This window comes from Mesorhizobium sp. M7A.F.Ca.CA.001.04.2.1 (assembly GCF_003998485.1).
Lineage (GTDB): Bacteria > Pseudomonadota > Alphaproteobacteria > Rhizobiales > Rhizobiaceae > Mesorhizobium > Mesorhizobium ciceri.
Genome location: NZ_RZQT01000030.1, coordinates 21,185 through 46,254, shown reverse-complemented (window position 1 = coordinate 46,254; position 25,070 = coordinate 21,185). Strand labels below are relative to the sequence as shown.

General features: G+C 62.8%; 22 protein-coding genes. 8 read left to right on the top strand and 14 right to left on the bottom strand.

Annotated features, from left to right (window positions below; genetic code table 11):
- Positions 1–88 precede the first annotated feature (88 nt).
- The 7 genes from EN955_RS12440 to rpsF form a co-directional block, all read right to left on the bottom strand.
- Positions 89–1,579 (bottom strand): replicative DNA helicase, encoded by a 1,491-nt coding sequence (locus EN955_RS12440; RefSeq protein ID WP_013532525.1) that lies wholly within the window; start codon positions 1,577–1,579, stop codon positions 89–91.
- A gap of 220 nt (positions 1,580–1,799) precedes the next feature.
- Positions 1,800–2,777, bottom strand: coding sequence for a small ribosomal subunit Rsm22 family protein (locus EN955_RS12435; RefSeq protein ID WP_024504322.1), 978 nt, complete (start codon positions 2,775–2,777; stop codon positions 1,800–1,802).
- Position 2,778: 1 nt separating this feature from the next.
- The gene (locus EN955_RS12430) at positions 2,779–3,102 is read right to left on the bottom strand and encodes a YnfA family protein (protein ID WP_013532523.1); all 324 of its coding nucleotides are present in this window, start codon (positions 3,100–3,102) and stop codon (positions 2,779–2,781) included.
- Positions 3,103–3,169: 67 nt separating this feature from the next.
- Positions 3,170–4,474, bottom strand: a complete 1,305-nt coding sequence (locus tag EN955_RS12425; protein WP_024504321.1) for a cyclopropane-fatty-acyl-phospholipid synthase family protein — start codon at positions 4,472–4,474, stop codon at positions 3,170–3,172.
- Positions 4,475–4,775: 301 nt separating this feature from the next.
- Positions 4,776–5,360, bottom strand: a complete 585-nt coding sequence (rplI, locus tag EN955_RS12420) for a 50S ribosomal protein L9 (RefSeq protein WP_013532521.1) — start codon at positions 5,358–5,360, stop codon at positions 4,776–4,778.
- Positions 5,361–5,578: 218 nt separating this feature from the next.
- Positions 5,579–5,827, bottom strand: a complete 249-nt coding sequence (rpsR, locus tag EN955_RS12415; protein ID WP_006203718.1) for a 30S ribosomal protein S18 — start codon at positions 5,825–5,827, stop codon at positions 5,579–5,581.
- A complete protein-coding gene (gene rpsF, locus EN955_RS12410; RefSeq protein ID WP_013532520.1) occupies positions 5,827–6,327 on the bottom strand; it encodes a 30S ribosomal protein S6 in 501 nt (166 codons plus the stop codon). The genes rpsR and rpsF overlap by 1 nt, the downstream gene beginning before the upstream one ends.
- A 452-nt stretch (positions 6,328–6,779) precedes the next feature.
- Between rpsF and EN955_RS12405 the strand changes: the two genes are divergently transcribed.
- Positions 6,780–8,441, top strand: a complete 1,662-nt coding sequence (locus tag EN955_RS12405) for a pilus assembly protein (protein WP_024504320.1) — start codon at positions 6,780–6,782, stop codon at positions 8,439–8,441.
- Positions 8,442–8,488: 47 nt separating this feature from the next.
- Here the strand turns inward: EN955_RS12405 and EN955_RS12400 are convergent, their stop codons facing one another.
- Positions 8,489–10,420, bottom strand: coding sequence for an LTA synthase family protein (locus EN955_RS12400; protein WP_024504319.1), 1,932 nt, complete (start codon positions 10,418–10,420; stop codon positions 8,489–8,491).
- 277 nt (positions 10,421–10,697) lie between these two features.
- On the opposite strand from EN955_RS12400, the gene fabD reads away from it, so the two are divergent.
- From fabD to gmk, 7 genes are all read left to right on the top strand, one after another.
- Positions 10,698–11,639, top strand: coding sequence for an ACP S-malonyltransferase (gene fabD / locus EN955_RS12395; protein ID WP_024504318.1), 942 nt, complete (start codon positions 10,698–10,700; stop codon positions 11,637–11,639).
- A gap of 59 nt (positions 11,640–11,698) precedes the next feature.
- Positions 11,699–12,436, top strand: coding sequence for a 3-oxoacyl-[acyl-carrier-protein] reductase (gene fabG / locus EN955_RS12390; protein WP_024504317.1), 738 nt, complete (start codon positions 11,699–11,701; stop codon positions 12,434–12,436).
- A gap of 211 nt (positions 12,437–12,647) precedes the next feature.
- On the top strand, positions 12,648–12,884 hold the full coding sequence (locus tag EN955_RS12385; protein ID WP_006203723.1) for an acyl carrier protein: 237 nt from the start codon (positions 12,648–12,650) through the stop codon (positions 12,882–12,884).
- Positions 12,885–12,918: 34 nt separating this feature from the next.
- A complete protein-coding gene (fabF, locus tag EN955_RS12380; RefSeq protein ID WP_013532515.1) occupies positions 12,919–14,181 on the top strand; it encodes a beta-ketoacyl-ACP synthase II in 1,263 nt (420 codons plus the stop codon).
- Positions 14,182–14,283: 102 nt separating this feature from the next.
- Positions 14,284–15,549 carry an endolytic transglycosylase MltG gene (gene mltG / locus EN955_RS12375; protein ID WP_024504316.1) on the top strand — a complete coding sequence of 422 codons (1,266 nt, stop codon included), beginning with the start codon at positions 14,284–14,286 and terminating at the stop codon, positions 15,547–15,549.
- A 157-nt stretch (positions 15,550–15,706) separates the two neighbouring features.
- Entirely contained in the window at positions 15,707–16,597 is an 891-nt protein-coding gene (locus EN955_RS12370; protein WP_013532513.1) for a YicC/YloC family endoribonuclease, read from the top strand.
- Between the two features lie 3 nt (positions 16,598–16,600).
- Complete coding sequence (gene gmk, locus EN955_RS12365; RefSeq protein ID WP_013532512.1) at positions 16,601–17,257, top strand: guanylate kinase; 657 nt, start codon at positions 16,601–16,603, stop codon at positions 17,255–17,257.
- Between the two features lie 48 nt (positions 17,258–17,305).
- Here gmk and rsmA read toward each other — a convergent pair whose 3' ends face one another.
- The 6 genes from rsmA to lptF form a co-directional block, all read right to left on the bottom strand.
- Positions 17,306–18,145 (bottom strand): 16S rRNA (adenine(1518)-N(6)/adenine(1519)-N(6))-dimethyltransferase RsmA, encoded by an 840-nt coding sequence (rsmA, locus tag EN955_RS12360; protein WP_024504315.1) that lies wholly within the window; start codon positions 18,143–18,145, stop codon positions 17,306–17,308.
- A 10-nt stretch (positions 18,146–18,155) separates the two neighbouring features.
- On the bottom strand, positions 18,156–19,184 hold the full coding sequence (gene pdxA / locus EN955_RS12355; protein ID WP_024504314.1) for a 4-hydroxythreonine-4-phosphate dehydrogenase PdxA: 1,029 nt from the start codon (positions 19,182–19,184) through the stop codon (positions 18,156–18,158).
- Between the two features lies 1 nt (position 19,185).
- The gene (locus EN955_RS12350) at positions 19,186–20,124 is read right to left on the bottom strand and encodes a peptidylprolyl isomerase (protein ID WP_024504313.1); all 939 of its coding nucleotides are present in this window, start codon (positions 20,122–20,124) and stop codon (positions 19,186–19,188) included.
- A gap of 90 nt (positions 20,125–20,214) precedes the next feature.
- Positions 20,215–22,653 carry an LPS-assembly protein LptD gene (locus EN955_RS12345; RefSeq protein ID WP_024504312.1) on the bottom strand — a complete coding sequence of 813 codons (2,439 nt, stop codon included), beginning with the start codon at positions 22,651–22,653 and terminating at the stop codon, positions 20,215–20,217.
- Entirely contained in the window at positions 22,653–23,738 is a 1,086-nt protein-coding gene (lptG, locus tag EN955_RS12340; RefSeq protein WP_024504311.1) for an LPS export ABC transporter permease LptG, read from the bottom strand. Before lptG ends, EN955_RS12345 begins: the two co-directional genes overlap by 1 nt.
- Positions 23,735–24,937 carry an LPS export ABC transporter permease LptF gene (gene lptF, locus EN955_RS12335; RefSeq protein WP_013532506.1) on the bottom strand — a complete coding sequence of 401 codons (1,203 nt, stop codon included), beginning with the start codon at positions 24,935–24,937 and terminating at the stop codon, positions 23,735–23,737. Before lptF ends, lptG begins: the two co-directional genes overlap by 4 nt.
- Between the last annotated feature and the right edge of the window lie 133 nt (positions 24,938–25,070).

Below are 25,070 nucleotides of genomic sequence, written 5' to 3'. Positions count from 1 at the left end.
CGTCGATGCCATCCGATCTCCCCCCTTGAGGGGGAGATGTCCGGCAGGACAGAGGGGGGCGCCAAGGAATGGGACCTGTCTCAATAGGTCACTCGAACCTTTCCGGCAGATGATGCTCCTCGGCGAGGTCGGAGAAGCGGGTGAACTCGCCCTGGAAGGCAAGGCTGACGGTGCCGGTCGGTCCATGGCGCTGCTTGGCTATGATCACTTCGGCCTTGCCCTGGACCTCGATCATCTTCGTCTCCCAGGCGAGATGCTCGGGCGTGCCTTTCTCCGGCTCCTTGTTCTTGATGTAATATTCCTCGCGGTACACGAACAGCACGACGTCGGCGTCCTGCTCGATCGAGCCCGATTCGCGCAGGTCGGACAGCTGCGGATGTTTGTCGTCGCGGCTTTCGACTTGACGCGAGAGCTGTGAGAGCGCGATGATCGGCACGCCCAACTCCTTGCCGAGCGCCTTCAGTCCGGTGGTGATCTCGGTGATTTCCTGGACGCGGTTCTGCGACGCCTTGGCAGATGAACCCTGCATCAGCTGGATATAGTCGATGACCATCAGGTCCAGCCCGCGCTGGCGCTTGAGGCGGCGGGCGCGCGCCGCGAGCTGGGCGATCGAGATACCACCCGTCTGGTCGATGTAGAGCGGGCGCTTGTGGTTCTCCTGCGTGTAGGCGACAAGCTTGCCGAAATCGGCTTCCGTCAAATCGCCGCGCCGGATTTTCGATGATGGAATCTCGGTCTGCTCGGAGATGATGCGGGTGGCCAGCTGCTCCGACGACATTTCAAGCGAGAAGAAGCCGACGACGCCGCCATTGGCCGCCTTGACGGAGCCGTCGGCCTGTTGGGCAGGCTCATAGGCGGCAGCGATGTTGTAGGCGATGTTGGTGGCCAGCGACGTCTTGCCCATGCCTGGGCGGCCGGCGATGATGATCAAATCCGAAGGCTGCAGGCCACCCATGCGATGGTCGAGATCGCGCAGGCCGGTGGCAATGCCGGACAGGTGGCCATCGCGCATATAGGCCGCGCTGGCCATGTCGACGGCATTCTTCAACGCATCGGAAAAGCTTTCGAAACCGCCATCGTAGCGGCCGTTTTCGGCCAGCTCGAACAGCCGCCGCTCGGCATCCTCGATCTGTTCGCCGGGTGCCATGTCGACCGGCGCGTCATAGGCGATGTTGACCATGTCTTCGCCGACGGTGATCAGCGCGCGGCGCGTCGCAAGGTCATAGATGGCGCGGCCATAGTCGGTGGCGTTGACGACGGTCACAGCCTCGACCGCCAGCCGCACGACATATTGCGCCATCGTCATGTCGCCAACCTTCTCGTCGGCCGGCAGGAAGGTTTTCAGTGTGATCGGCGTCGCCACCTTGCCCATACGGATGAACTCGGACGCCACCTCATAGATCTTGCGGTGCAGCGGCTCGTAGAAATGGCTGGCCTTGAGGAAGTCAGAGACGCGGTAGAAGGCGTCGTTGTTGACGAGGATGGCGCCGAGCAACGCCTGCTCGGCCTCGATGTTGTTTGGCGCTTCACGATAAAGCGGTGTTTCCGCGACGCCGAATTTTCGCGCTGCCTCTGCCATGATATCCCCGATTTCAATCCCGGCCTTTCGATATCAGAACGTGATGAGTCGGTGCTGACCTTTCTGCATCACTACCCAACCAAAGAACCTTGATGCCCGTTGTTCACAGGAACAACCAATCGTCCACAGGAGAGTATTCGCGTGCCCCGATTCCGGTTGACTCGACAGGGCGTGGATCTCTATCTGACTCGTCGGAACAAAGCAAGAACAATGGCACTGTTCATTTTGCGATGTTGTCCAGCCTGTCGCCCCAGTCCAATCGCCGGGCCAACTTGAAGTCGGCGCCGTCGCGCTTGGTGAACAAGCGCTCGGTGGCGGTGCCGTCGTCCTGGCAAAGCTTGAGCAGAACCTTGCCGGAGCCGGATTTCGGTGGCGCAAGAACTCGTGCCTGGTGTGATGTGGGGCCGTCGCGAGAAGCCGCGACGTAGATGAATTTCTCGTCTTCCCACGGCACGTCGGCATCCTTGGCCAGCCGATGCAGGCGCGAGCGGGCGACGCGGCGGGAAAAATGGCACCAGTCGGGCTGGACCAGCGGGCAGGGCGCCTGATGCGCGCAAGGCGCAAGCACATGCGCGCCCGCCTCGATCAGCTGCCGGCGCACGGCAAGGATGCGCTGCCAGCCGGCGGGGGTGCCGGGCTCGACGATCAGGAGCGTGTCGCCAGTGAGTTGCCAGAGCCGGTCGATGAGTTTCGGCTGCGATGCCGGCGCGATTTCATCGAGCACATAAGCGCACGTAACCAGATCGGCCGGCTCGATGTCAGCAAGGTCGATGGTGGCATCACCGGCCAGCCATCTGGTCTGGGCGGCAATAGTGTTGCCGGCAAGCGTCTCGCCGACCTTACGCACGGCGGCACTGGCTTCGAACAACACCGCCTGTTCGAGATCGGGCCACAGATCGGTCGCGGCCCAAAGCACCGTGCCAGGGCCGGCGCCGACATCGAGCAAGGTCCTGGGCTGAAAGGCAGGCTTGGCGTCGCTCAGCGCGTCGAGGCTGGAACGGATCGCGGCATAGGTCGCCGGCAGCCGCGTCGCCAGATAGGCCTTCACCGCCAGATCCTCGGCCATGTGCAGACGGCCGTCGCGCAACTCGGCGCGGTAGCGGTCGGACAGCGTCTTTGCCGCTTGCTTGAGTACCGCCAGCGGAACGTTTTCGAGCAGACGCTCGACACCTTGGCGAAGGGAGGCAGGCAACTCCATCTCAAGCGCCCCGCGGGACGAGAAGGATCACCGAAGCACCGGCAATGCAGAGCGCGGCACCGGCAAGATCCCAGCGGTCGGGGCGAACGCCTTCAACCAGCCACAGCCAGCCAAGCGACGCCACGATGTAGATGCCGCCATAGGCGGCGTAGGCGCGACCGGCGGCTGACGTGTCGACCAGCGCCAGCAGGAAGCCAAACAGGGCAAGCGAGGCGAGGCCGGGAAGCAGCCAAAGCGGCGACTTCTCCAGCCGCCACCAGGCCCAGAATGAAAAGCAACCGGCGATCTCGGCCAGAGCGGCGGCGGCATAGAGGACAAAGGTCATGAAAAAGGTCCCGCGACGGTCACGGGACCTTTTTCAGTGCAGGCGCCGGCAATGGCAAGCGGCAATGCTATTCCTGGTCGGCAACCTTGCGGCGGCGAGCCGGCTTGGCGGCCGGGCTCTTTTTGACGGGAGCCGTTTCACGATGCCCCATATCGCGCATCTCGAGCGCTTTTTCGCATTTGGCCATGTAGTCGCGTGTCATCGGCAGCGTATCGTTCTTCTTGGCGATCTGGATCTGGAAGATCACCAGATCCTGCCAGCGGAAGGCGGCTTCCGAGGCCGCCAGATAGAATTCCCACATGCGGCAGAAGCGCTCGTCATAGATCGCCTTGGCCTTGTCGCGATTGGCGGCGAAGCGCTCGCCCCAGTGCTTCAGCGTGTCGGCATAGTGGAGCCGCAGGATCTCGACGTCGGTGACGACCAGGCCCGACTTCTCGATCGCAGGCATCACTTCCGACAGCGACGGGATGTAGCCGCCCGGGAAGATGTATTTGCGGATGAAGGCGCTGGTCGCCCACGGCACGCCGGAACGGCCGATCGTGTGCAACAGCATGACGCCATCCGGCTTGAGCAGCGTCGCGCTCTTGTCGAAGAACGTACGGTAGTGGTTGACGCCGACATGCTCGAACATGCCGACCGAGACGATGCGGTCGAAACGCTCGTTGAGTTCGCGGTAGTCCTTCAGCTCGAAATGCACGCGGCTTTCCAGCCCTTGCGCATGCGCCCGGTCGGTGGCGACGCCATGCTGCTCGGTCGACAGCGTCACGCCTTGCACGTCGACGTCGAACGCCTTGGCGAGATAGAGGCCAAGCCCGCCCCAGCCGGAGCCGATGTCGAGCACCGTCTGGCCGGCCTTCAGCCGGAGCTTGGCGGCGATGTGGCGTTTCTTGGCGGCCTGCGCCTCGTCGAGCGTCATGTCCGGCTGCTCGAAATAGGCGCAGGAATATTGCATGTCCTCGTCGAGGAAGAGCCGGTAGAGATCGCCCGACAGATCGTAGTGGCGCTGCACGTTGCGCCGCGAGCGCGAGGCGGTGTTGATCTGCTGCAGCCGGCGGAAGGCGTGGCGCAGGCCTTCGATGGCCTTCGACCAGGTGGCGTCGATGCCGCCGCTGCCCATGTTCTGGAAGGCGATGCGCATCACGCCCAGCACGCCGCCCTCGAGAATGTCGAGTTCGCCGTCCATGTAGGCTTCAGGCACCGCCAGCATCGGATCGAAGGTGATGGCGCGCTCGGCATGCGCGGTCTTGATGTGCATGTGCACCGGTTCGCCGCTGCCGTCGCCGAAAACCACCGCCGTGCCCTTGGGGCCGGTTACCCTAAGATTGCCGGTGCGCACCAAGCGGTCGAGAACGCGCTTCAACAGAATATTCATGACCAAATGTCCCCTCTCGGCCAGACAGGCTGCCTTGGCGCGTGACCGCGAAAATCGGGATCGATTTCGCCGGAGATCTTGCGCCGAACCAAAGTTGCACAGCGTGCTTTGCGCGGCCAAAGGACGCGCGACGCCATAGTCTGCAACAATATATAGGGGTTCGAAAAGTTCCATTTGGCACAAAAATGCCCGGGCGCGAGGCCCGGGCATTGGTCCAGCATGGCTGGATGACGGCAAAGTGATCGGAGCTTGGCGTCAAGTCGTGATCAGCCCCATGGCTCCAATCGCTTGCGACGTGTGATCAGGCGTTGTCTTCGTCGCCCTCGAACTCGGTGTTCGGATCGAAGAAGTTCTCCGGCCGGGCGTTGTCGTTGATGTCGTCGCCATAGATGGCTTCGGCGGTGGTCAGCGTCTCGCCCTTGGCCTGGCGCTCGGCTTCGTCGGCCGTGCGGGCGATGTTGAGCGTGACGGTGACCTCGACTTCCGGATGCAGCGCGATCGCCACATTGGTGACGCCGATGGTCTTGATCGGCTGGTTGAGCAGGATCTGGTTGCGGTTGATCGAAAAACCTTCCGCCGTCAGCAGATCGGCGATGTCGCGGGTCGAAACGGAACCGTAAAGCTGACCGGTTTCGCCGGCGGAGCGAACGGCGATGAAGCTCTTGCCGTCGAGCTTTTCAGCGACCTGGGCCGCTTCCGACTTGCGCTCGAGGTTGCGGGCTTCAAGCTGGGCGCGCTGGCCTTCGAACTTCTTCTTGTTGGCTTCGTTGGCGCGCAGCGCCTTGCCCTGCGGCAGCAGGAAGTTACGGGCGAAGCCGTCCTTGACCTTGACGGTATCGCCCATCTGGCCGAGGCGGGAAACGCGTTCGAGAAGAATGACGTCCATGGATTTGTTCCTTTGGTTGGACGCCAATCGATCGATGAGATCGGCGCCGAATGTCTTGGGAACAGGTCAGGAAGCTTGAGCGCCTTTGGCGCTGGTGTCGCTGTCCTGCCTGTGCGGCAGTTAGAGGTTTTGACCTCAACCCGGGATTTGATGTTCAACCCTGCGGCGCCCGTCGCCGTGGGAGAAGAGCGGGCGGCGAACCGCCCGCATTTGAGATATTAGCGAACCACGTAGGGCAGCAGGCCGAGGAAGCGGGCGCGCTTGATCGCCTTGGCGAGTTCGCGCTGCTTCTTCTGGCTGACGGCGGTGATGCGCGACGGCACGATCTTGCCACGCTCGGAAATGTAGCGCTGCAGCAGACGCACGTCCTTGTAGTCGATCTTGGGCGCGTTGGCGCCGGAGAACGGGCAGGTCTTGCGGCGGCGATGGAACGGGCGCCGGGTCGGGATCTGATTGATGTCGACCATTATTCTGCACCCCCTTCAAAGCCTTCGCGCGGACGGCGCGGACCACGATCGGCACCGGCGTCGCCGAACGAGCGCGGCGGACGATCGCCACGGTCGCCGCGATCACGATCGCCGAACGAACGCGGACCACGATCGCCACGGTCACGGTCGCCGAAGCCGCCGCGTTCCGAGCGCTCTTCGCGCTTCTGCATCATGGCCGACGGGCCTTCCTCATGCGCCTCGACCTTGATGGTCAGGAAACGCAGCACGTCTTCGGACAGGCCCATCTGGCGCTCCATCTCGTTGAGCGCGGCCGCCGGGCAATTCAGGTCCATCAGCGTGTAGTAGGCCTTCCGGTTCTTGTTGACCCGGTAGGTGAGGGACTTCAGTCCCCAGTTCTCGACCCGGCCGACGGACCCGCCATTTGCGGAGATGACACCCTTGTACTGTTCGACAAGCGCATCGACCTGCTGCTGCGAGAGGTCCTGCCGGGCAAGAAACACATGTTCGTAAAGAGCCATTATGTCTTATGCCTTTCTTCGTTTCTCTCCCGGTTCCCGGCGGCAAAAGCCTCTGCAACTTCTCTGACCCGCAAACCCTCGAAGGGGCAGGGGGAAGAAAGGAGCATGACGAGACGGTCGAGAGCGGAGACACGGGAGGCGGAAGCACTTCCGGCTTCACACGAAGGTTCTGAAAACCTCCGGCCCTCCGTTCAGCCCCCAGCAAGGACCGGCAGATTGCGGGCGTCTATACAGCAATCCGGCCGCAAAGCAAGGGCAAGCGGCATTCCCGTGTGTCGCAGGCGACGATCGGGAAGCAGCAACGGCCGGAGTCGTGGTTTCCGGCAACCACGTCTTAACCACACCAGCAGGTTGTGTGGAGTTGAAGCCTGGCCGTCAACGGTCGATTCATCATGGAAGGCGCAAAAGCCCGGACAACCGCGCAAAAGCGGCAAGCATTTCCGGGGGTAAGGATGCTTCTCAACAAATTCTGGCGCTCGAAGAGCGGCAATTTCACGCTTGTGCTGGGACTGGGTTTGCCGGTCATCCTGACGGCAGTCGCTTTCGCAACCGATGTCTCGACCCTTATGCGGGCCAAGAGCAATTTGCAGAACGCTCTCGATTCGGCAAACCTTGCTTCTTCGCACCTTGGCGATCTCGACATCACCCGCAATGACGCTTTCAACCGCTATTTCCAGGCCAACATCGTCGGTCATGGCGAGCTCGACAATGCGCAGGCGACGTTGACTGTCGACAAGGGCGTCAACTTCGTCAAGACCAAGGCGGTTGCCTCGGCGGACGTCCATCTCAACTTCGCCTTCCTGTTCGGCGACAGCAAGCACATCGTGGTCGATGCCTCGGCGGTCGAATCGAACAACCAGCTCGAAGTCGTGCTGGTGCTGGACAACACCGGCTCGATGGCCGGCGCGCGGATGACGGCGCTGAGGACGGCGACAAAATCGTTGCTCGACACGCTCGAAGCGGCGAAATCGCCAACGCGCAAGATCCGCGCCTCGCTGGTTCCTTTCGTGACGGCCGTCAACGTCAATGGCGACGGCTTCGACCCGTCCTGGATCGACATGGACGGCAAGTCCTCAACCAACGGCGTCAATTTTCCCGTCATCGACGGCAAGCGGCCGAACCACATGGCGCTTTTCAAACAGCTCAAGAAGACCGGATGGGCCGATGCCGGATGGAATGGCACCGGATGGAAAGGTTGCGTCGAGGCGCGGCCAGGCGCTTACAATATCTCCGACACGCCACCCGACCCGGCCAAGCCCGACACGCTGTTCGTGCCCTACTTTGCGCCGGATGATCCCGAAGACGCCCAGAAGCCGTCTGGCTCCTATGGCAATTCGGATAAATACTACAACAACTCCTATCTCAACGATGTCAGCGACAAAACCAGGCTTGCCCAGTCGGGCATCAACATTCTGGGCATCGATCTCAGCAACCTGCTCGGCAATCTCATTGAACTTCTGTCGCCCGATGACAGGGATGCCAGGGAAAAGATCGCCAAATATGTTGCGCCCGCCAAGGAACTCATCACCGAGATCGGCTCTCCCATCACTGTCGGCCCGAACCGTGCGTGTCCGACCCCGGTGGTCCCCCTGACCGACGATTTCGACAAGCTGCGCAAGGCGGCCAGTCAGATGACCGAGTGGAATGGCTCGGGTACCAATGTCTCCGAGGGCCTGTCGTGGGGTATGCGCGTGCTGTCGCCTGCCGCGCCCTACACCGACGGAGCGCCGTGGAAGACGCCTGGGATCAGTAAGATAGTGCTGTTGCTCACCGACGGCGAGAACGTCGTCTATGGCGCCAGCGAACAAGAATCGACAAAGTCGGATTACACATCCTATGGCTATCTGGCTGGCGGCCGCTTCGGATCGGACAACCAGACGACCGCTGCGCGCAATGTCGACGGCTGGACCAAAAACGTTTGCACGCAATTGAAGAACGAGGGCGTGCAGATCTACACCATGGTGCTGCAATCCGACACCGCAGCCAACCGTGCGCTTTACAGCGCCTGCGCCTCGGATCCGAGCAACTATTATGCCGTCAACGATCCGACCAAACTGCCGAACGTGTTCCTTCAGATCGCCAACAATTTCACGAAGCTGCAATTGACCAACTGAACACGCGAACCGAGACGGACCAGCAGGCTCCGAGGGAATCGCTGGCCTCAACTCGTATGCGCGGCGACAATCTTGTCGACCGTTTCGGGGAAGAAGTCGGGCGCCGCGTGGCGTTTGCCGAACATCATATCGTACTGCAGCAGGCGGAAATCGCGGATCGCCGGATCGATCTCCTTCTGCCGCGCCCAATCGGGCGTGGCCTCGCCAGCCGGCGTCAGCAGCAAATTGCGGTCGACGACACGGTAGTGTTCGCTCATCTCGCCCAGGAAGCCGGTGTAGTAGGGATGGCTGATGCCGGCCGTCTTCAGGATATGATAGGGCAGGAAGGCCGGGCTGACGGCGCCCATGTGCTCAGCTGGCCCGGTGCGGTTCGACCAGATGACCAGCGGCGTCTCATGATGCTCGAGGGCAGCCTCGGGCGACGCTTCCTTGCGCGGCGCGACATTGTCCTTCAGGAAGCCGGTTTCGACATAGACCGGCCCGAGCGGCGGCAGATGGTCGCCGAAGAAGGCGATCACGGTTGGGCGGGAGCGTGTCTTTGCCCATTCGACGAGGCGTTCGAGACCGCGATCGGCATCGGCTGAGCCTTCGGCGTAGCTGAGCAGCGATTCGCGCGCCCACTGGCTGATCGGCGCCTGCACCCTGTGCGTGGGACTGTAATAGCGGTTCGGTTCGTAGGGACCGTGGTTTTGCAGGCTGACCGCAAAGAAGAACACCGGCTCTTCGCTGGCGTCGGCCTCGCTGATGATCTCGTCGGTCATCGCGGCATCCGATGCCAGTGGCCCGCGCTTTTGCATTGGCGGCAGCGTCTCTTCCGACTTGAAATCGTTGAAGCCGAAATCGGCGTAGACCGCGCCACGGTTCCAGAACCAGTTGGTGCCCGGATGGATGGCGCGCGCCCGATAACCCTGGCTCTTGAGGAAGGTTGCCAGCGACGGCGTCGGCGTGCGCACATATTGCTGGTAGGGGATGCTGCCGGCCGGCAGGAACGCGTTGGAGAAGCCGGTCAGCGCCTCGAACTCGATATTGGCGGTCATGCCGCCGAACTCCGGCGAGAACATCGAGCCGGAGCGCAGCGCCCGCACATTGGGGATCGGATCGGGCGTGATGGTGACGCCGGGCAGCTTGGTCGGGTCCCAGAAGGACTCGCTCATGACGATGATGATGTCAGGCTTCTCGGCCGGCACCGAGGCGGTCACATCGGGCCTGGCGATCGCCGCGATCGCCTTGTCGGAATAGCCCGGCGGCGCAGAGACATGCGCCATCGGCACATTGAGCGCAAAGGCCAGCGCAAAACCGTTGGAGGCATAGTTTTCCTTCTGGTCCCACATGATCGGGATGATCTGCAACCGGTCCCTGGTCCAGGAGAAGGTGGCATAGTCCATGATCGAAACGAAGAAGGCGAGCAGCGGCACTGCCAGCGTCAGCCGCGCAAGGCGTCCCTTGCGGCTGAGTGCGGGAACCTTGCGGCGCCACATCCGCCAGCCATAGACGAGCAGCGACAGGCCGGCGACGATGCCGACGACCATGGCGAGCGCGGTCATCGGCCGGTCGCGCACCAAAAGCGGCAACAGCGCGAAGATCTGGCGGGCATAGAGGAAATCGGTCGGATAGAGCGGATCGCCGAGATAATGCGACTTCTGGTGGCCGACGAAGGCAAGCGATAGCGTCAGCGGCGCGACGATCATCAGGCTCTGATGGCTGCGGCCCAGCACCGCATCGAGGCCGATCAGGATCAGCGCGAACACGACGATGGTGGTCCAGCCCGGCTTGAGCGGCTGCAGGAAGAAGGAGACCGTGCCGGCAAAGTCGCCGCGCACGATCAGTTCGATGGCAAACACCAGGACGGCGGCGATCGCCAGGCTGATCAGCCCATAGCGCACGACCGGCCATCTCCTGCCCGGCAGATAGCCGGTGGAGGGGTCGTCTTCCAGGAACTGTGGCGCGGCCTTGCCGGCGCGTTTGTAACTCTTTGCCACTTTAACTTCCCCACCCAGCGACAAGCACGTCACTCGATTGTCATGGAATTGTCACGCAAAGCTAGCGCCTGTGGCCAAAATAAGAAGAGCCAGCAAACGAATCGTGAGCGGTTTTCATCAGGAGTGATCGCCAAAAAGCCTTTCGGAACAGGCACTCGGCGGATGAAGCTGCCGTCGAGCAGGGTCGAACCGGGCTTGACTTGGCGGCCTGCCTTGCGTCACAGGCAAGAAAAACTCGTCTATCAGGCAAGCAAAACCAGCCCTTGGGAGCCCGCGCATGGCCGTTGCATTCACCTTTCCTGGACAAGGCAGCCAGGCAGTCGGCATGGGCAAGGATCTCGCCGACGCCTTTCCCGAGGCGCGCAGAATTTTCCAGGAAGTCGACGACGCGCTCGGCGAAAACCTGTCGAAGCTGATCTGGGAAGGGCCGGAAGAGACGTTGATGCTGACCGCCAACGCGCAGCCGGCGCTGATGGCGGTGTCGCTGGCCGCGATCCGGGCGCTGGAATCGCGCGGCTTCTCGCTGAAAGGCAAGGTCGCCTATGTCGCCGGTCATTCGCTGGGCGAATATTCGGCGCTCGCGGCCGCTGGCTTCGTTTCGGTTGCCGATGCCGCCAGGCTGCTGCGCATCCGCGGCAATGCCATGCAGGCGGCGGTGCCGGCCGGCGAGGGCGCCATGGCGGCGATCATCGGATTGGAACAGGCCGATGTCGAAGCCGCCTGCGCGGAAGCCGCCAAAGGCTCCGTCTGCCAGATCGCCAACGACAATGGCGGCGGCCAACTGGTCATTTCCGGCGCCAGGGCCGCGGTCGAACTGGCGGCGAAACTGTGCACTGAGAAAGGCGCCAAGCGCGCACTGATGCTGCAGGTGTCCGCGCCCTTCCATTCGGCGCTGATGGCGCCGGCCGCGAACGTCATGCGCGACGCACTCGCCGGTGTGACAAAGAATGCGCCGGTCGTTCCCGTCCTCTCCAATGTCACGGTCAGCCCGACCAGCGATCCGGACGAGATCGCCCGCCGCCTGGTCGAGCAGATAACCGGCCGCGTACGCTGGCGCGAGACCGTGGAGTGGTTCGGCGCAAATGGCGTCACCACGCTTTACGAGATTGGCGCCGGCAAGGTGCTTTCGGGATTGGCGCGGCGCATCAACCGCGACATCGCCACTGCGTCGGTCGGCTCAGCGGCTGAGGTCGAGGCGACGCTAGCAGCGCTTGCATAAAGCCCCATTTGATCCCATTCCCTGCAAAGGGGTGTTCTCTTCTCAATCAGGAGACAAAAATGTTCGAATTGACTGGCCGCAAGGCGCTCGTCACCGGCGCATCGGGAGGCATCGGCGAGGCGATCGCCCGGATGCTGCATGCGCAAGGCGCGATCGTCGGCCTGCATGGCACCCGCATCGAGAAACTGGAGGCGCTGGCTAGCGAGCTTGGCGACCGGGTCAAGCTGTTCCCGGCCAATTTGTCCAACCGTGACGAGGTCAAGGCGCTCGGCCAGAAAGCCGAGGCCGATCTCGAAGGCGTCGACATCCTGGTCAACAACGCCGGCATCACCAAGGACGGGCTGTTCGTGCGCATGTCGGATGCCGATTGGGACAGCGTGATCGAGGTCAATCTGACCGCCGTTTTCCGGCTCACCCGCGAACTCACCCATCCGATGATGCGCCGCCGCCATGGCCGCATCATCAACATCACCTCGGTGGTCGGCGTGACCGGCAACCCCGGCCAGACCAATTACTGCGCCTCCAAGGCCGGCATGATCGGCTTCTCCAAGTCGCTGGCGCAGGAGATCGCCACCCGCAACATCACCGTTAACTGCGTTGCACCAGGCTTCATCGAATCGGCAATGACCGACAAGCTCAACGACAAGCAGAAAGAGGCGATCATGGCGGCGATCCCGACGCGGCGCATGGGCACCAGCGTCGAAGTCGCGTCCGCCGTCGCTTATCTCGCCTCCAACGAAGCCGCCTACGTCACCGGCCAGACCATCCACGTAAATGGCGGCATGGCTATGATTTGAACGAGGTTCTGCAGCAACGCCGGCGGGTTGTGTAAAGAGACCATTTCGGCTTGGACCTCAGCTATTTTTCGTGTAATGCGGCCCGCAACCCGGCGGTTCGGGCAAAAATCGGTCCGTAGTCGTTGCGTTTCCGGCAGGACCATCTTTCAGCTTGATTAGCGGCATTCTGCCCGCTAACGAAGACAGACAAACAAAAGACGAGGATGCCCAAATGAGTGACACCGCAGAGCGCGTCAAGAAGATCGTCATCGAGCACCTTGGCGTCGATGCCGACAAAGTGACGGAGCAGGCGAGCTTCATCGATGATCTGGGCGCCGACAGCCTCGACACGGTCGAACTCGTCATGGCGTTCGAAGAAGAATTCGGCGTCGAGATCCCCGACGACGCGGCCGAGACCATCCTGACCGTCGGCGATGCCGTGAAGTACATCGACAAGGCTTCGGCCTGACGCTTTCTGCAGTCATCACCGGGGAGGACCTGCGATGAGGCGTGTCGTCGTCACGGGCCTTGGCTTGCTGTCGCCGTTCGGCATGGGCTTCGAGCACAGCTGGAAGGAGCTTCTGACCGGCCGCAGCGCTGCCAAGCGCATCACCGAGTTCGAGGTGGAGGACCTTGCTTGCAAGATCGCCCACGTCATTCCGCGTGGTGACGGCAGCAATGCCACCTTCAATCCCGAGGCCGTGCTCGAGCCGAAGGAATTGCGCAAGATCGGCGACTTCATCCTGTACGGGATTGCCGCCGCCGACGAGGCGCTGAAGGATTCCGGCTGGGAACCCAAGACGCATGAAGAGCAATGCGCCACCGGCGTCCTGATCGGCTCCGGCATCGGCGGCATCGAGGGCATCGCCGAGAACGCGATGATCCTCAAGGAACGCGGCCCGCGCCGCATCAGCCCCTTCTTCATCCCGGGCCAGATCATCAATCTCGTCTCCGGGCAGGTTTCGATCCGGCACGGGCTGAAAGGCCCGAACCATGCCGTCGTCACGGCCTGTTCGACCGGCGCGCACGCCATTGGCGATGCTGCCCGGCTGATCATGTGGGGCGATGCCGACGTGATGGTCGCCGGTGGCGCCGAAGCGCCGGTGACGCGGCTGTCGATCGCCGGGTTCGCCGCATGCCGGGCACTGTCGACGGAACGCAATGATTCGCCGCAAACGGCGTCGCGCCCCTATGATCGCGACCGCGACGGCTTCGTCATGGGCGAGGGCGCCGGCGTTGTCGTGCTCGAGGAGCTCGAACATGCCAAAGCGCGCGGCGCCAAGATCTATGCCGAGGTGACGGGTTATGGTCTCACCGGCGACGCGCATCACATCACGGCGCCCGCCGAGGATGGCGATGGTGCCTTCCGTTGCATGACGGCGGCACTCAACCGGGCCAAGCTTACGCCTGCCGACGTCGACTACATCAACGCGCACGGCACCTCGACCATGGCCGACACGATCGAGCTCGGCGCTGTCGAGCGGCTTGTCGGCAATGCCGCATCGAAGATTTCGATGTCGTCGACCAAGTCGTCGATCGGCCATCTGCTTGGGGCGGCCGGTGCCGCCGAAGCGATCTTCTCGATCCTTGCCATCAGGGACAATGTCGCGCCGCCGACCATCAACCTCGACAACCCCGAACGCGAAACCGCGATCGACCTGGTGCCGAACAAGCCGCGTGCCCGCCAGATCGACGTGGCGCTGTCCAATTCGTTCGGCTTTGGCGGGACCAATGCGTCGCTGGTCTTCCAGCGCTACAATGGCTGATCGTCCGGCTGCCGGGCGACGCTTTGGCGTGCCGTCAATTTTGCCATATTCGCCTCTACTCTGCCGCTGGGGATTCGTTGGGCGATCAAACGGTAGGGCGAAATGAACACAAATCCGGCAGGCAACGGAGAATTCGGGCAACGGTCGGCAACATCCGGACCGATCGTGCCGAAAACGGCCAGCGAGGCGTTGCGGCCAGAGGCCGGCACGCCGCCGCCGAAGCGCTCGCGTGCGTCACGCAGCCAGGTCGTCGTGTTCATGAACTTCGTCATCTCCTCGGTGATGCTGGTGGTTCTGGCGGCCGGCGTCGCGGTCTATTTCGGCAAGCAGGAATTCACCGAGCCCGGACCCTCCGCTAATGGCGATACCTTCCTGGTCAAGCCGAACACCGGCGTCCAGGATATCGCCGACCAGCTCGAACGCCGCGGGCTGATCAGCGATGCCCGGGTATTCCGCCTTGGCGTGCGCGCCTTCGGCAATGATTCGGCGCTGAAAGCCGGCGAGTACGAGATCAAGCCCAGGGCTTCCATGCGCGATATCATGGAGCTTCTGAAGAGCGGCAAGTCGGTGATGTATTCGCTGACCATCCCTGAAGGACTGACTGTCGACCAGGCACTGCAGCGCATCGCCGAGGAGACTGCCTTGAGCGGCGACATGCCGGCAACCACGCCGCCGGAGGGCAGCCTCGCCACCGACACGCTGCGCTTCACGCGCGGCGCGACACGCCAGCAGATGGTCGACAAGCTGCTTGCGGATCAGAAGAAACTGGTTGACGATGTCTGGCAGCGGCGCGCGCCGGACCTGCCGCTGGCCAACGTCGAAGAGTTCGTCACGCTGGCTTCGATTGTCGAGAAAGAGACGGGCAAGGGTGACGAGCGTTCACGGGTTGCCGCCGTCTTCCTGAACCGGCTTGCCAAGGGCATGCGCCTGCAATCCGATCCGACCATCATCTACGGGTTGTTCGGCGGCAAGGGAAAGCCGGCGGACCGGCCGATCTACCAGTCGGATATCCAGAAACAGACCCCCTACAACACCTATGTGATCAACGGCTTGCCGCCGACGCCGATCGCCAATCCGGGTCGTGCAGCGCTGGAGGCGGTGGCCAACCCATCGAAGACCGACGACCTCTATTTCGTCGCCGACGGCACCGGTGGGCACGTCTTTGCCGCGACGCTGGACGAGCACAACGAGAATGTCGCCCGCTATCGCGCTCTGCAGAAGAAGCAGGCGGATGACGTCGCCAAAGCCGCCAAGACGACCGGCGGCGGCGACAGCGATGCCGTCAAGCCGGCGGACGGTGGGCCGGCCGACAGTGCGCCGGCTGACGGTGCCGACGACAGCGGCGGTGACGCGGGCGCTGCCCAGTAGAATGAAGAAAGGCGTTGCCCGACAGGCGACGCCCTGACATTTGCAAGAGCGCCGCGCGTCCGATTTCGACGCGCCTGCGGCGCAGTCATTTTCAAGCAGCACTTGCTCTGTCCGGAAAGCCGGTTCGGGGCAATGTGCCAGGGACGTGTGGGGCGATATGAATTTGCAGAGCATGACCGGTTTTGCACGCGCCGTCGCCGAGCACGAAGGCACTTCGATCGCCTGGGAGGTCAAGTCCGTCAACGGCAAGAGCGTCGAAGTACGGCTGCGGCTGCCGCAAGGCTTCGAGCGGTTGGAACCGGCTGTCCGGCAGATACTTCAGAAACGTTTCGCACGCGGCAATTTTCAGGCGACGCTGACCATCGGCCGTGCCGTCGGCGCGCAGGCGCAGCCGGTCGTCAACGAAGCCTTCCTGAAGGACCTGGCCGGGCTCGCCAAGCGGCTGCAGGAGCAGTTCGGCGTTGCTGCGGCGACCTCGGATGGACTGCTGTCGCTGCGCGGCGTGCTCGACATTCCCGAAACTGTCGAAACCGAGGAGGCGAGGGCCGCGCTCGATGCCGCGATCATGGCCGCGCTCGAAGTGGCCTTGAACGGGCTTGAACAGGCACGGCAGGGCGAAGGGGCCGCGCTGGCTTTGCTGCTGTCGGGTCATATCGACACAATCGAGGCGCTGACGCTGCGGGCAGAAGTGGATCCATCCCGCGAGACCGCGGTGATCCGGGAACGCATCGCCGAGCAGGTCAGGCTGCTGATGGACGCTTCCGCCAATTTGGATGCCACCCGACTGCACATGGAGGCCGCGTTCCTGGCCACCAAGGCCGATATTCGCGAAGAGATCGACCGGCTGAAAACGCATGTCGCATCCGGCCGGGCACTGCTGGTGGGCGGCGGCGCGGTCGGTCGCAAGCTCGATTTTCTGGCACAGGAATTTAACCGCGAATCGAATACGCTGTGTTCCAAGTCGAATGCCGCCGCCATCACCGCGATCGGGCTGGACCTGAAGGCGGTGGTCGACCAGTTTCGTGAACAGATCCAGAATCTGGAGTAGCCGATGGTTGCCAAGGATTTGGGGTCCCGCATTCGCCGCCGGGGCCTGATGCTCGTCCTGTCGTCGCCGTCCGGCGCCGGCAAGTCGACGATCGCGCGCAATCTTCTGGAAAGCGATTCCAGCCTCGAACTGTCGGTCTCGGTCACCACCAGGCCGCGCCGCGGCAGCGAGATCGAAGGCGTCCACTATCATTTCCGGACGATGCGCGAATTCGAGCGGCTTCGTGATTCAGACGCGCTGCTGGAGTGGGCCGAGGTGCATGGCAATTGCTATGCGACACCGCGCGAGCCTGCCGAACTGGCGCTGTCTGAAGGGCGCGACATGCTGTTCGACATCGACTGGCAGGGCGCCCAGCAGCTCAAGGAGAAGATGCGCGCCGACATCGTCTCGATCTTCATCCTGCCGCCGTCGATGAAGGAGTTGAAGGCACGGCTGAAGCGCCGCGCCGAAGACCAGGAAGCGGTGATCGAAACGCGGTTGAAAAACGCCCGCAACGAGATCGAGCACTGGAAGGAATATGATTTCGTCATCGTCAATGACGACCTCGACCGCGCCTTCGCCGAAGTGCGCGGCATCGTCGTCGCCGAGCGGCTGAGACGCGACCGCCGGCCAGGCCTGTTCGATTTCGTCTCGGGACTGTTGGACGAGAAGACGGGCTGAGGCGGTGAAGCGCCAATCTCCCCCACGAGGGGGCAGACCGGCAGCTTCTTACACCGCGTTTGTCAACCTTACAAACTCCTCGACGCTGAGCGTCTCGGCGCGGCGTGTCGGATCGATGCCGGCGCGGTCGAGCAGGGCCTCGCCGCCGAGGCTCTTCACGCTCTGCCGCAGCATCTTGCGACGTTGGCCGAAGGCGGCTTCTGTGACGCGGCCGAGTTTCTTCACCTCGGTGGGCAGGGGCGTCAGGCGCGGCACCAGATGCACCACCGAGGAGGTGACCTTTGGCGGCGGCGTGAATGCCTGTGGCGGTACGTCGAAGGCGATCCTCGCCTCCGTCCGCCAGCCGGCAAGGACCCCCAGCCGGCCATAGCTGTCGCTGCCGGCGGGAGCGACGATGCGCTCGGCCACCTCGCGCTGGAACATCAAAGTCATCGAGGTGTAGAAAGGCGGCCAGTCGCTGACGGTCAACCAGCGCACCAGCAGCTCCGTGCCGATGTTGTAGGGCAGGTTGGCCACGATCTTGACCGGGCCGCCATTGCCGGTCGCTCGACCGGCAAGGCCCGTGAAATCCGTCTTCAGCGCATCGCCCGAAACAACCTCCAGCCGGCCGGGATAGTGGTCGGACACTTCGGCAAGAGCAGCCAGGCAACGTTCGTCGCGCTCTATGGCGATCACCTGGCGCGCTCCGTTGGCAAGCAAGGCGCGGGTCAGCCCGCCGGGACCGGGGCCGACCTCGATGACGGTTGCATCGGACAAGTCGCCGGCGGTGCGGGCGATCTTGCCGGTGAGGTTGAGGTCGAGCAGGAAATTCTGGCCGAGCGCCTTCTTCGCCTGCAGCCCATGACGCTCGATCACCTCGCGCAACGGCGGCAGCCCGTCGATGCTCATGCCCGAGATCTCATGCGGCAACCGCCTTGGTGTTCGTGTCGGCCAGCCGCCGGGCAAGCTTCAGCGCCGCTATCAGGCTGTCGGGCCGCGCCACACCCTTGCCGGCGATGTCGAAGGCCGTGCCGTGGTCGGGCGAGGTGCGGATGAAGGGCAGGCCGAGCGTGACATTGACCGCCTCGTCGAAAGCCAGCGCCTTGGCCGGGATAAGCGCCTGGTCGTGATACATGCAAAGGGCCGCGTCGTAACCAGCCCGCGCCCGGACATGGAACAACGTGTCGGCCGGCAAAGGGCCGAAAGCGTCGATGCCTTCGGCGCGCAGGATGTCGACCGCCGGGCGCACGATCCGCTCGTCCTCGAGGCCCATGGCGCCGCCTTCGCCGGCATGTGGATTGAGCCCGGCAATCGCCAGCCGTGGCCTGGCGATGCCGAAGCGGCCGGCAAGGTCGGCAGCGGTGATGCGCGCGGTGGCGACGATCAGTTCGGTGGTCAGTGCCTTCGGCACCTCGGCCAGCGCTATGTGGATGGTGACGGGAACGGTGCGCAGGTCGGGTCCTGCCAGCATCATCACCGGCATCGCCTCGACGCCGCTGTGCCGAGCCGCCAGATGCGCCAGATATTCGGTGTGGCCGGGAAAGCGAAAGCCGGCATCGTAGAGCGGCTTCTTGGCGATGGGGCAGGTGACCACGGCCGAGGCTTCGCCGGCAAGGCAATCGGCGACGGCGCGGTCGATGGCCTCGATCGTGGCGGCCGCATTGGCCGGATCCGGCTGGCCGGGGCTGTCGATGCAGCCTGCAGCCAGCGGAACGATCGGCAAGGCGCGGGCAAAGACCTGCGCCGCTTGTGCCGGGGTGGCTTCGGCGATCGGCAGCGAGAGGCCGAGCAGGCGCGCCCGGGAGGCGATCAGCGCCGGATCGGCGAGCAGGTAGAAGGGGGGCAGGGCGGCAGCTTCACGCGCCATGAAGGCGGCGATGGCGATCTCCGGCCCAATGCCGGACGGATCGCCGGCGCTCAACGCGAGCGCAGTCACTGCGTTGCCCACGTCAGCGCTTGACGATGCGGGCTTTTGCCTTCAGCTCGTCGACATATTTCTTGCTGAGCGCGTCGGCATCCTTGTCGCCGCCGGAGCCTTCGGCCTGGAACGCCATCTGGGCAACTTTGTCGTCGGACACTTCGCGCGACGAGCAGATGCCGATGAATTCGACGCCGCGTTCGGTTTCGCGCGTGACGGTGGCACCGCCGACTTTGGTAGCTTTGATCTGCTCGGCCCAGTCCGGCGGCAGTTGCGGCGCCAGCACCCGGCCCAGATCGCGAACGGTGACGTCGATCAGGCCCTTGGCGAATTCGCGCGTCGTGTTGCAGCCGTTGAAGCGGGCGCGCATGGCGTCGGCCTCTCGCTTGCGTTTGCCCAGCGTCGCGCTGCGTTCAGCCGCCGGCACCACGAAGATGACCTGCTGCAGCATGTATTCGGTGGCGCTCGGTTTGGCGCCGCCTTTTTCGAGCATCTTCCTGACGAGATCCTGTTCGCTGACGGCGCCGGTGCCGTCGCCGGAACGGTAGCGCGCGCTCAAGGCCTGGTTCCAGGCCATCTGGGCGCGGATGAATTCCTTGAAGTGGCTCTTGGTGACGCCCGACTTCTCCATGACGCCGTCGAGCTGGCTGAGCTGCATCTTGTTGCTCGAGGCAAAGCGCTGATACGCGGCATCGACCTGGGCGTCGCTGATGCGGATACCAAGCCGCTTGGCCTCGGCCATACGCAGCGTCTGGTCGATCATTTCCTGGCCGGCATCGCCCTTCTTGCGCTGCAGCTTCAGGAAAGCGGCGCGATGGGCGATGTCGCCGGTGGTGACAGGAATGTCGTTGACGACGTATTTGATCTCGCTGGCGAAAGCTGGCGGCGCCATTACGGTGATCGACACGGACGTCGCCGCCACGAGCAACGCGAAACCTGCTGAAAAGAGGTATTTCCTCATCGTTGGCATCCCAATTCTATCCCGGTCCCGCCCAATTTGATCTTTCCAGGTGCGCGAAATCCGTGCCAGCCCTATGCGGCGAAACGATGTCGCCGATTGTTACTGGATCGTGTCGACGGCACTGGTCGACGAGCCGAAATCGCCGAGGGTGCGGAACGACAGATTGAAGCCGATGGTCTGCGACACCTCCCTGGTGTTCAGATCGCGCGACTGCGAGTAGGTCATCAAATAAGTGAAGCAGGAATCGTTGTAGGCGAAGCCGACGCCATCCTTGACCAGCAGGCTCTGCTGCAGGTCGTAGGTTCCTGTGCCGAAGACGCGCCAGTTTTCGGCCAGATGCGTGGATGCACCAAGCGTGACCTCGTGGCGGTCGGTGGTGAAGCCGTACAGCGGCTGGGCCTGGATGAAGGCGTATTTGGCGCTCAGCGACACAGGCAGGCCGGAATAGGCGGCCTTCACCTCGGCGCGGCGGATCTCGAAGCTCTGTTCGTCAAAACGGCCGCTGACCGAGGCCGCGAAGCCGTTGGGGCTGTTGATGCCGAACAGGCCGACATAGTCGGACTTGGTCGTGTCGAGGCCGGAGTTTGCGCCGACATTCACCAAATCCGGCGCGGCGAACGAGTTCTCGCCGCCAATCTGATAGGATTGGCCGAAAATGGCATTGGTGCCCCAGCCATTGTTGTAGGAGCCGGAATAGCGGAAGCCGACATTGGCGCGCGAACCGCCTTCGACGCGGTCGTAACCGGAGAACTTGTCGCGTTCGAACAAGGTGGTCGCGTCGAAGACCATGCTTTGGGCGTCTTCGTTGGGCACTGAGAGGCCGCCGACATATTGCTCGTTCGGACGCATGAAGACCTGTGCCATCGGTTCGATGACATGGCTGGACCCGCTGGCCATGGAAAACAGCACCGGCCAACGCATCTCAAGCCCGGCGGTTGCCATGTAACGGGCAAATGACGAGCGCATGTCGTCCTGCTCGCCCAAATGCGTCGCCATTCTGTCGATCGCGTCCAGCGAAGCCGACGACGCGTTGAGGTAGTCGACGTCGCCCTGCAGCGCGAGCAACGGCGTCAGCACCAGCCCGCCATCGGTGACGAAGCTCCGCTTCCACTCGGCCTCGGCGGTGAGACGGCCCGATTCGCCTTCGATGCCGCGGACGCGCTGCGTGGGAGTGAGGGCATTGTAGGGCTCGACGAAGGTCTCATCGACATCGTCGCGGCGGATGACACGCGCGTTGACATTGAGCGACAGCTGGCCGCCGGCCACCGACGCATCAGGAATATAGGCGTAGTCGAGCGACGGCAGCACCCAGGGCTGTTGTCCGCTTCGTGCAGAGGCGTTGTCGTCAGGTGTATCTTCCTGCACATCGAAATGCATGGCGCGCACGTCGAAATAGTTGCGGCCGTTGAGACCCGTCAAGTAGACCGACGACTGGTGGACGCTGCTATTGTACTTTTCGATGCCGTAGGTGTTCGAGAAATTCTTGTCGGTCTGCAGCAGCACGTCCCAGCCGAAGTTCCAGCGTGAGTTGATGGCGAACTGCCCCTGGGTACCCATCATGCCGCGGAATTTGTTGGGATCGCCGGCGCTGCCCGAATTGACGTTGTGGCCAGAGCTGGAGGGGAAGGCAGTGGTGTCGAGGAAAGCGTCGGGATTCTGCTGGTGTATCCCGGCGATCTTCAAGCTGTACTCGCCATTGTTGAAGCGCTGACGCCACTCGGCCTCACCGAGGAAACCCTGCTTGGTATAGCCGGTGCCGGTGACGGTCAGGTCGTAGGTCGGCGCCAATGCAAGATAATAGGGGACTTTCACGCCGACGCCGAGATCGCTCTTGTAGATGATGCTCGGGATCAGGAAGCCGCTCTTGCGCTTCACCGTCGGGTCGGCAATTTCGAATGCAGGCAGATAGGCAAGCGGAAAACCGAAGAACTCGAAATTCGCATTCTCGAAGCGAACCGTCTTCTTCTCGCCGTTCCAGATGATCTTCTTGGCCTTGACGCGCCAGGTCGGCGCTTTGTCCGGCTTATCCTCGCACGGCTCGCAGGCGGTGTAGACGCCATTGTGGAAGGTGGTCAGCACGCCGCCCATGCGTTCGGCGCTTTCGGCGGCGAAATAGGCCTTGTCGATGGTTTCGACCCGCAACGCGTTGACGAAGCCGTCGGCGAAGTCATCGGTGATGTCGATATGCTGCGAATTGATCTTGGTGCCGTCGCTGTTGATGACTTCGACGTTACCGCTTGCGACCATTCGCTTGGTGTTGCGGTTGTACTCGACCCGCTGGGCGACAAGGCGATTGCCACCATAGTCGATCTGCACGCCGCCAACGGCGGTCACGGTCTGATTGTCGTTGTTATAGACCAGCGTATCGGCCGCCAGCAGCATTTGCGAGCCGGATGGAACCGATGTCGCCATGTCGCCGACGTCCTGCGCAAGCGCCGGTGCCGGAACGGCGTAGGCAAGCACGCACGCCAAGGCGGTCGCCGCATAGAGGCGCGCCAAACCGGCCTGCCTGTTGCTGGGCAAAAACGCCTCCCTCACTAGCCGTCTTCCTTGTATAGCAGGAAAGTCACCCCGAAGAACATAGCCACCATGACCGGTACCCAGGCGGCTACGACAGTCGGCACGAATCCCGCCACGCCGAATGCCTTCACCAGAACCGAAACGACATAAAGCAGAAAGCCAGCGATGATGCCACCCAGAATCATCGTCGCCGACTGCCCCATCCTAGCAAATCGCATTGAAACCGTTGCCGCGATCAGCGTCATGGCGACGAGAAGGAACGGCAACGCCACGAGCGAATCAAACTGCATGGCAAAGGCATTTGCCTTGAGGCCGAAGGAGCGGGCAACCTCGATCTTTCCGGGCAGGTCGTAGAAGGGGATGGTTTCCGGGCGCGCCAGCCGCTCTTGCACGAATTCGGGCTTCAGATTGGTCGGTACGCGATCGGTTGCCGATGCCTGGATCGTGCCGTTCTGGAACGTCTTGACGTCCTGCAATTCCCAATAGCCGTCGCGCAGGAAGGCACGGGCAGCATCCTTGCGCTCGACGATGTTGCCTTGCGGGTCGAGAATGAAGAATACGACATCGGCCATTTCCAGGCCCTGGTTCAGGATGGCCCGCGCACCGATGATGGTGTCCCCCGAACTGGTTTTCTGCCGGATCCAGGGCGCGGCATCGGCCGAGACCTTGTTCGATTTGCCGGAACGCAGCTGGGTTTCGATCTGCTCGGACCAGGAGAATGCGTGCGCGGCGAGCGGATTGATGACGCCAACCGACAGGACGCCGAACAGCAAGGCTCCGATACAGCAGGGCAAGAGGAACTGCCAGGCGGAAACACCGGCGGAACGCGCGATGACCAGCTCGTAGCGCCGGTTCAGCGACACCAGCGTCGCCATCGCCGAGAAGAGACCGACGAACGGCACCGTCTGCAGCATGATCATCGGCATACGGAGGCCTGAAATGGCTACCGCCGTGCCGTAGGTGAAGCCGGGCAGGCCGGTGGTGCGGCCGGACAGCTCGGTGAAATCGATCAGGAACACCAGCGCCAGGAGGCCGATGAAGAACCAGATGGTGATCGTCACGTAGCGGAAGAAGAAATAGCGGCCCAGTGTCCAGCCCATCAGCCGACCCCTTGCCCTGATGTGCCGCGCCTGGACAAACGCAATTTGAAAGCATTCCAGCTGTCAGCGATGCGCGAGGCGAAGTTTGTCATCCAGTCCGCCCAGGTCACGGGCAGTTCCAGTGTCCGGTTCGAGACGATGAACCAGATCGCCACCGCGGAAGCCACGATCGGCACACCATAGACCATATAGGCATATTGCGGGATCTCATCCGCCTTGCTGGCGGCGAAAAAGCCCAGCCAACGCACGAACAGCGATATCGTGATCGCCGTGATCAGCGGATTGACGCGCGCCTCGCGGTGCGAGCGCGCATCCCCGGCGACCGCAAGCGCGATCAGCGCGAAAACCATGGAATAGGTCCATTCCGAGAACCGCTGGTTGACTTCGGCCCGGTATTCGTAGGGGCTCTGCTGATAATACTTGTCGTTGGCGCTCGGGTTGAGCAGGTACTGCGTCGTCTGGTCCTTGGGCAGGAGCGTCACCGCTGAAGCCGCCGCCATGAAGGCCGACATGTCGAAGGCATAGGAGGTGAAGCGGATGACGGAGAGATCGCCGGTCAGCGTTTTGCGATGGATGACGCCGTCATTCATCATCAGCACCTTTTCACCGCCGCGTTCGATGATGCTGCCGGTCTTGGCGTAGTAGACGAGGTTGACGCCTTCTTCGCGCGAATCGGCGACGAAAATGCCGCCCAGCCGATTGTTGGGAAGGCGCTCGCCGACCTGCAGGAACAACCCGTCGTCGATCTTGCGGAAGGTGCCTTCCTGGATGATCAGCGACAACAGATCCGCGCGTGACGACGCCACCAGGGCCCGGTTCTTCTGCCGTGCGTAAGGATCGATGCCGTTGTCGACGGCAAAGGAAAAAACGGCTGCGGCGAGCGCCAGCAACATGATCGGCCGCACGATCGTCCAGCGCGAGGCCCCCGCGGCGTTGACGACGGCAAGTTCGGAATCCGAATTCATGACGCTGAGTGTCTGAGCGACCGCCACCACCAGCGCAAAAGGCACCACGATCGGGATGATGGACGGAAGGATGAGGGCGGCGACTTCGAAGAAGGTCAGCGCCGACTGGCCGCTGTCGGTGACCAGATCGATCTTTGCCAGCACCTGCGTCGTCCATACGATCGCCAGCGTCCACACAAGAGCGGCCATGAAGACCACGAAAGCGCGGCGCATGATGTAGCGTTCAACGACCTTCATGAAGGCTTTTCTCGATTTTTTCGAACGGCATCATGCCGCCGAACAAGGTAGCTGTCCGGCAGCGCCTGCACAACTGGCTCATCAGATGGTCTATCCGGGTTCTGTCCCACATCACGCCCCCCGGCTGGGCGGA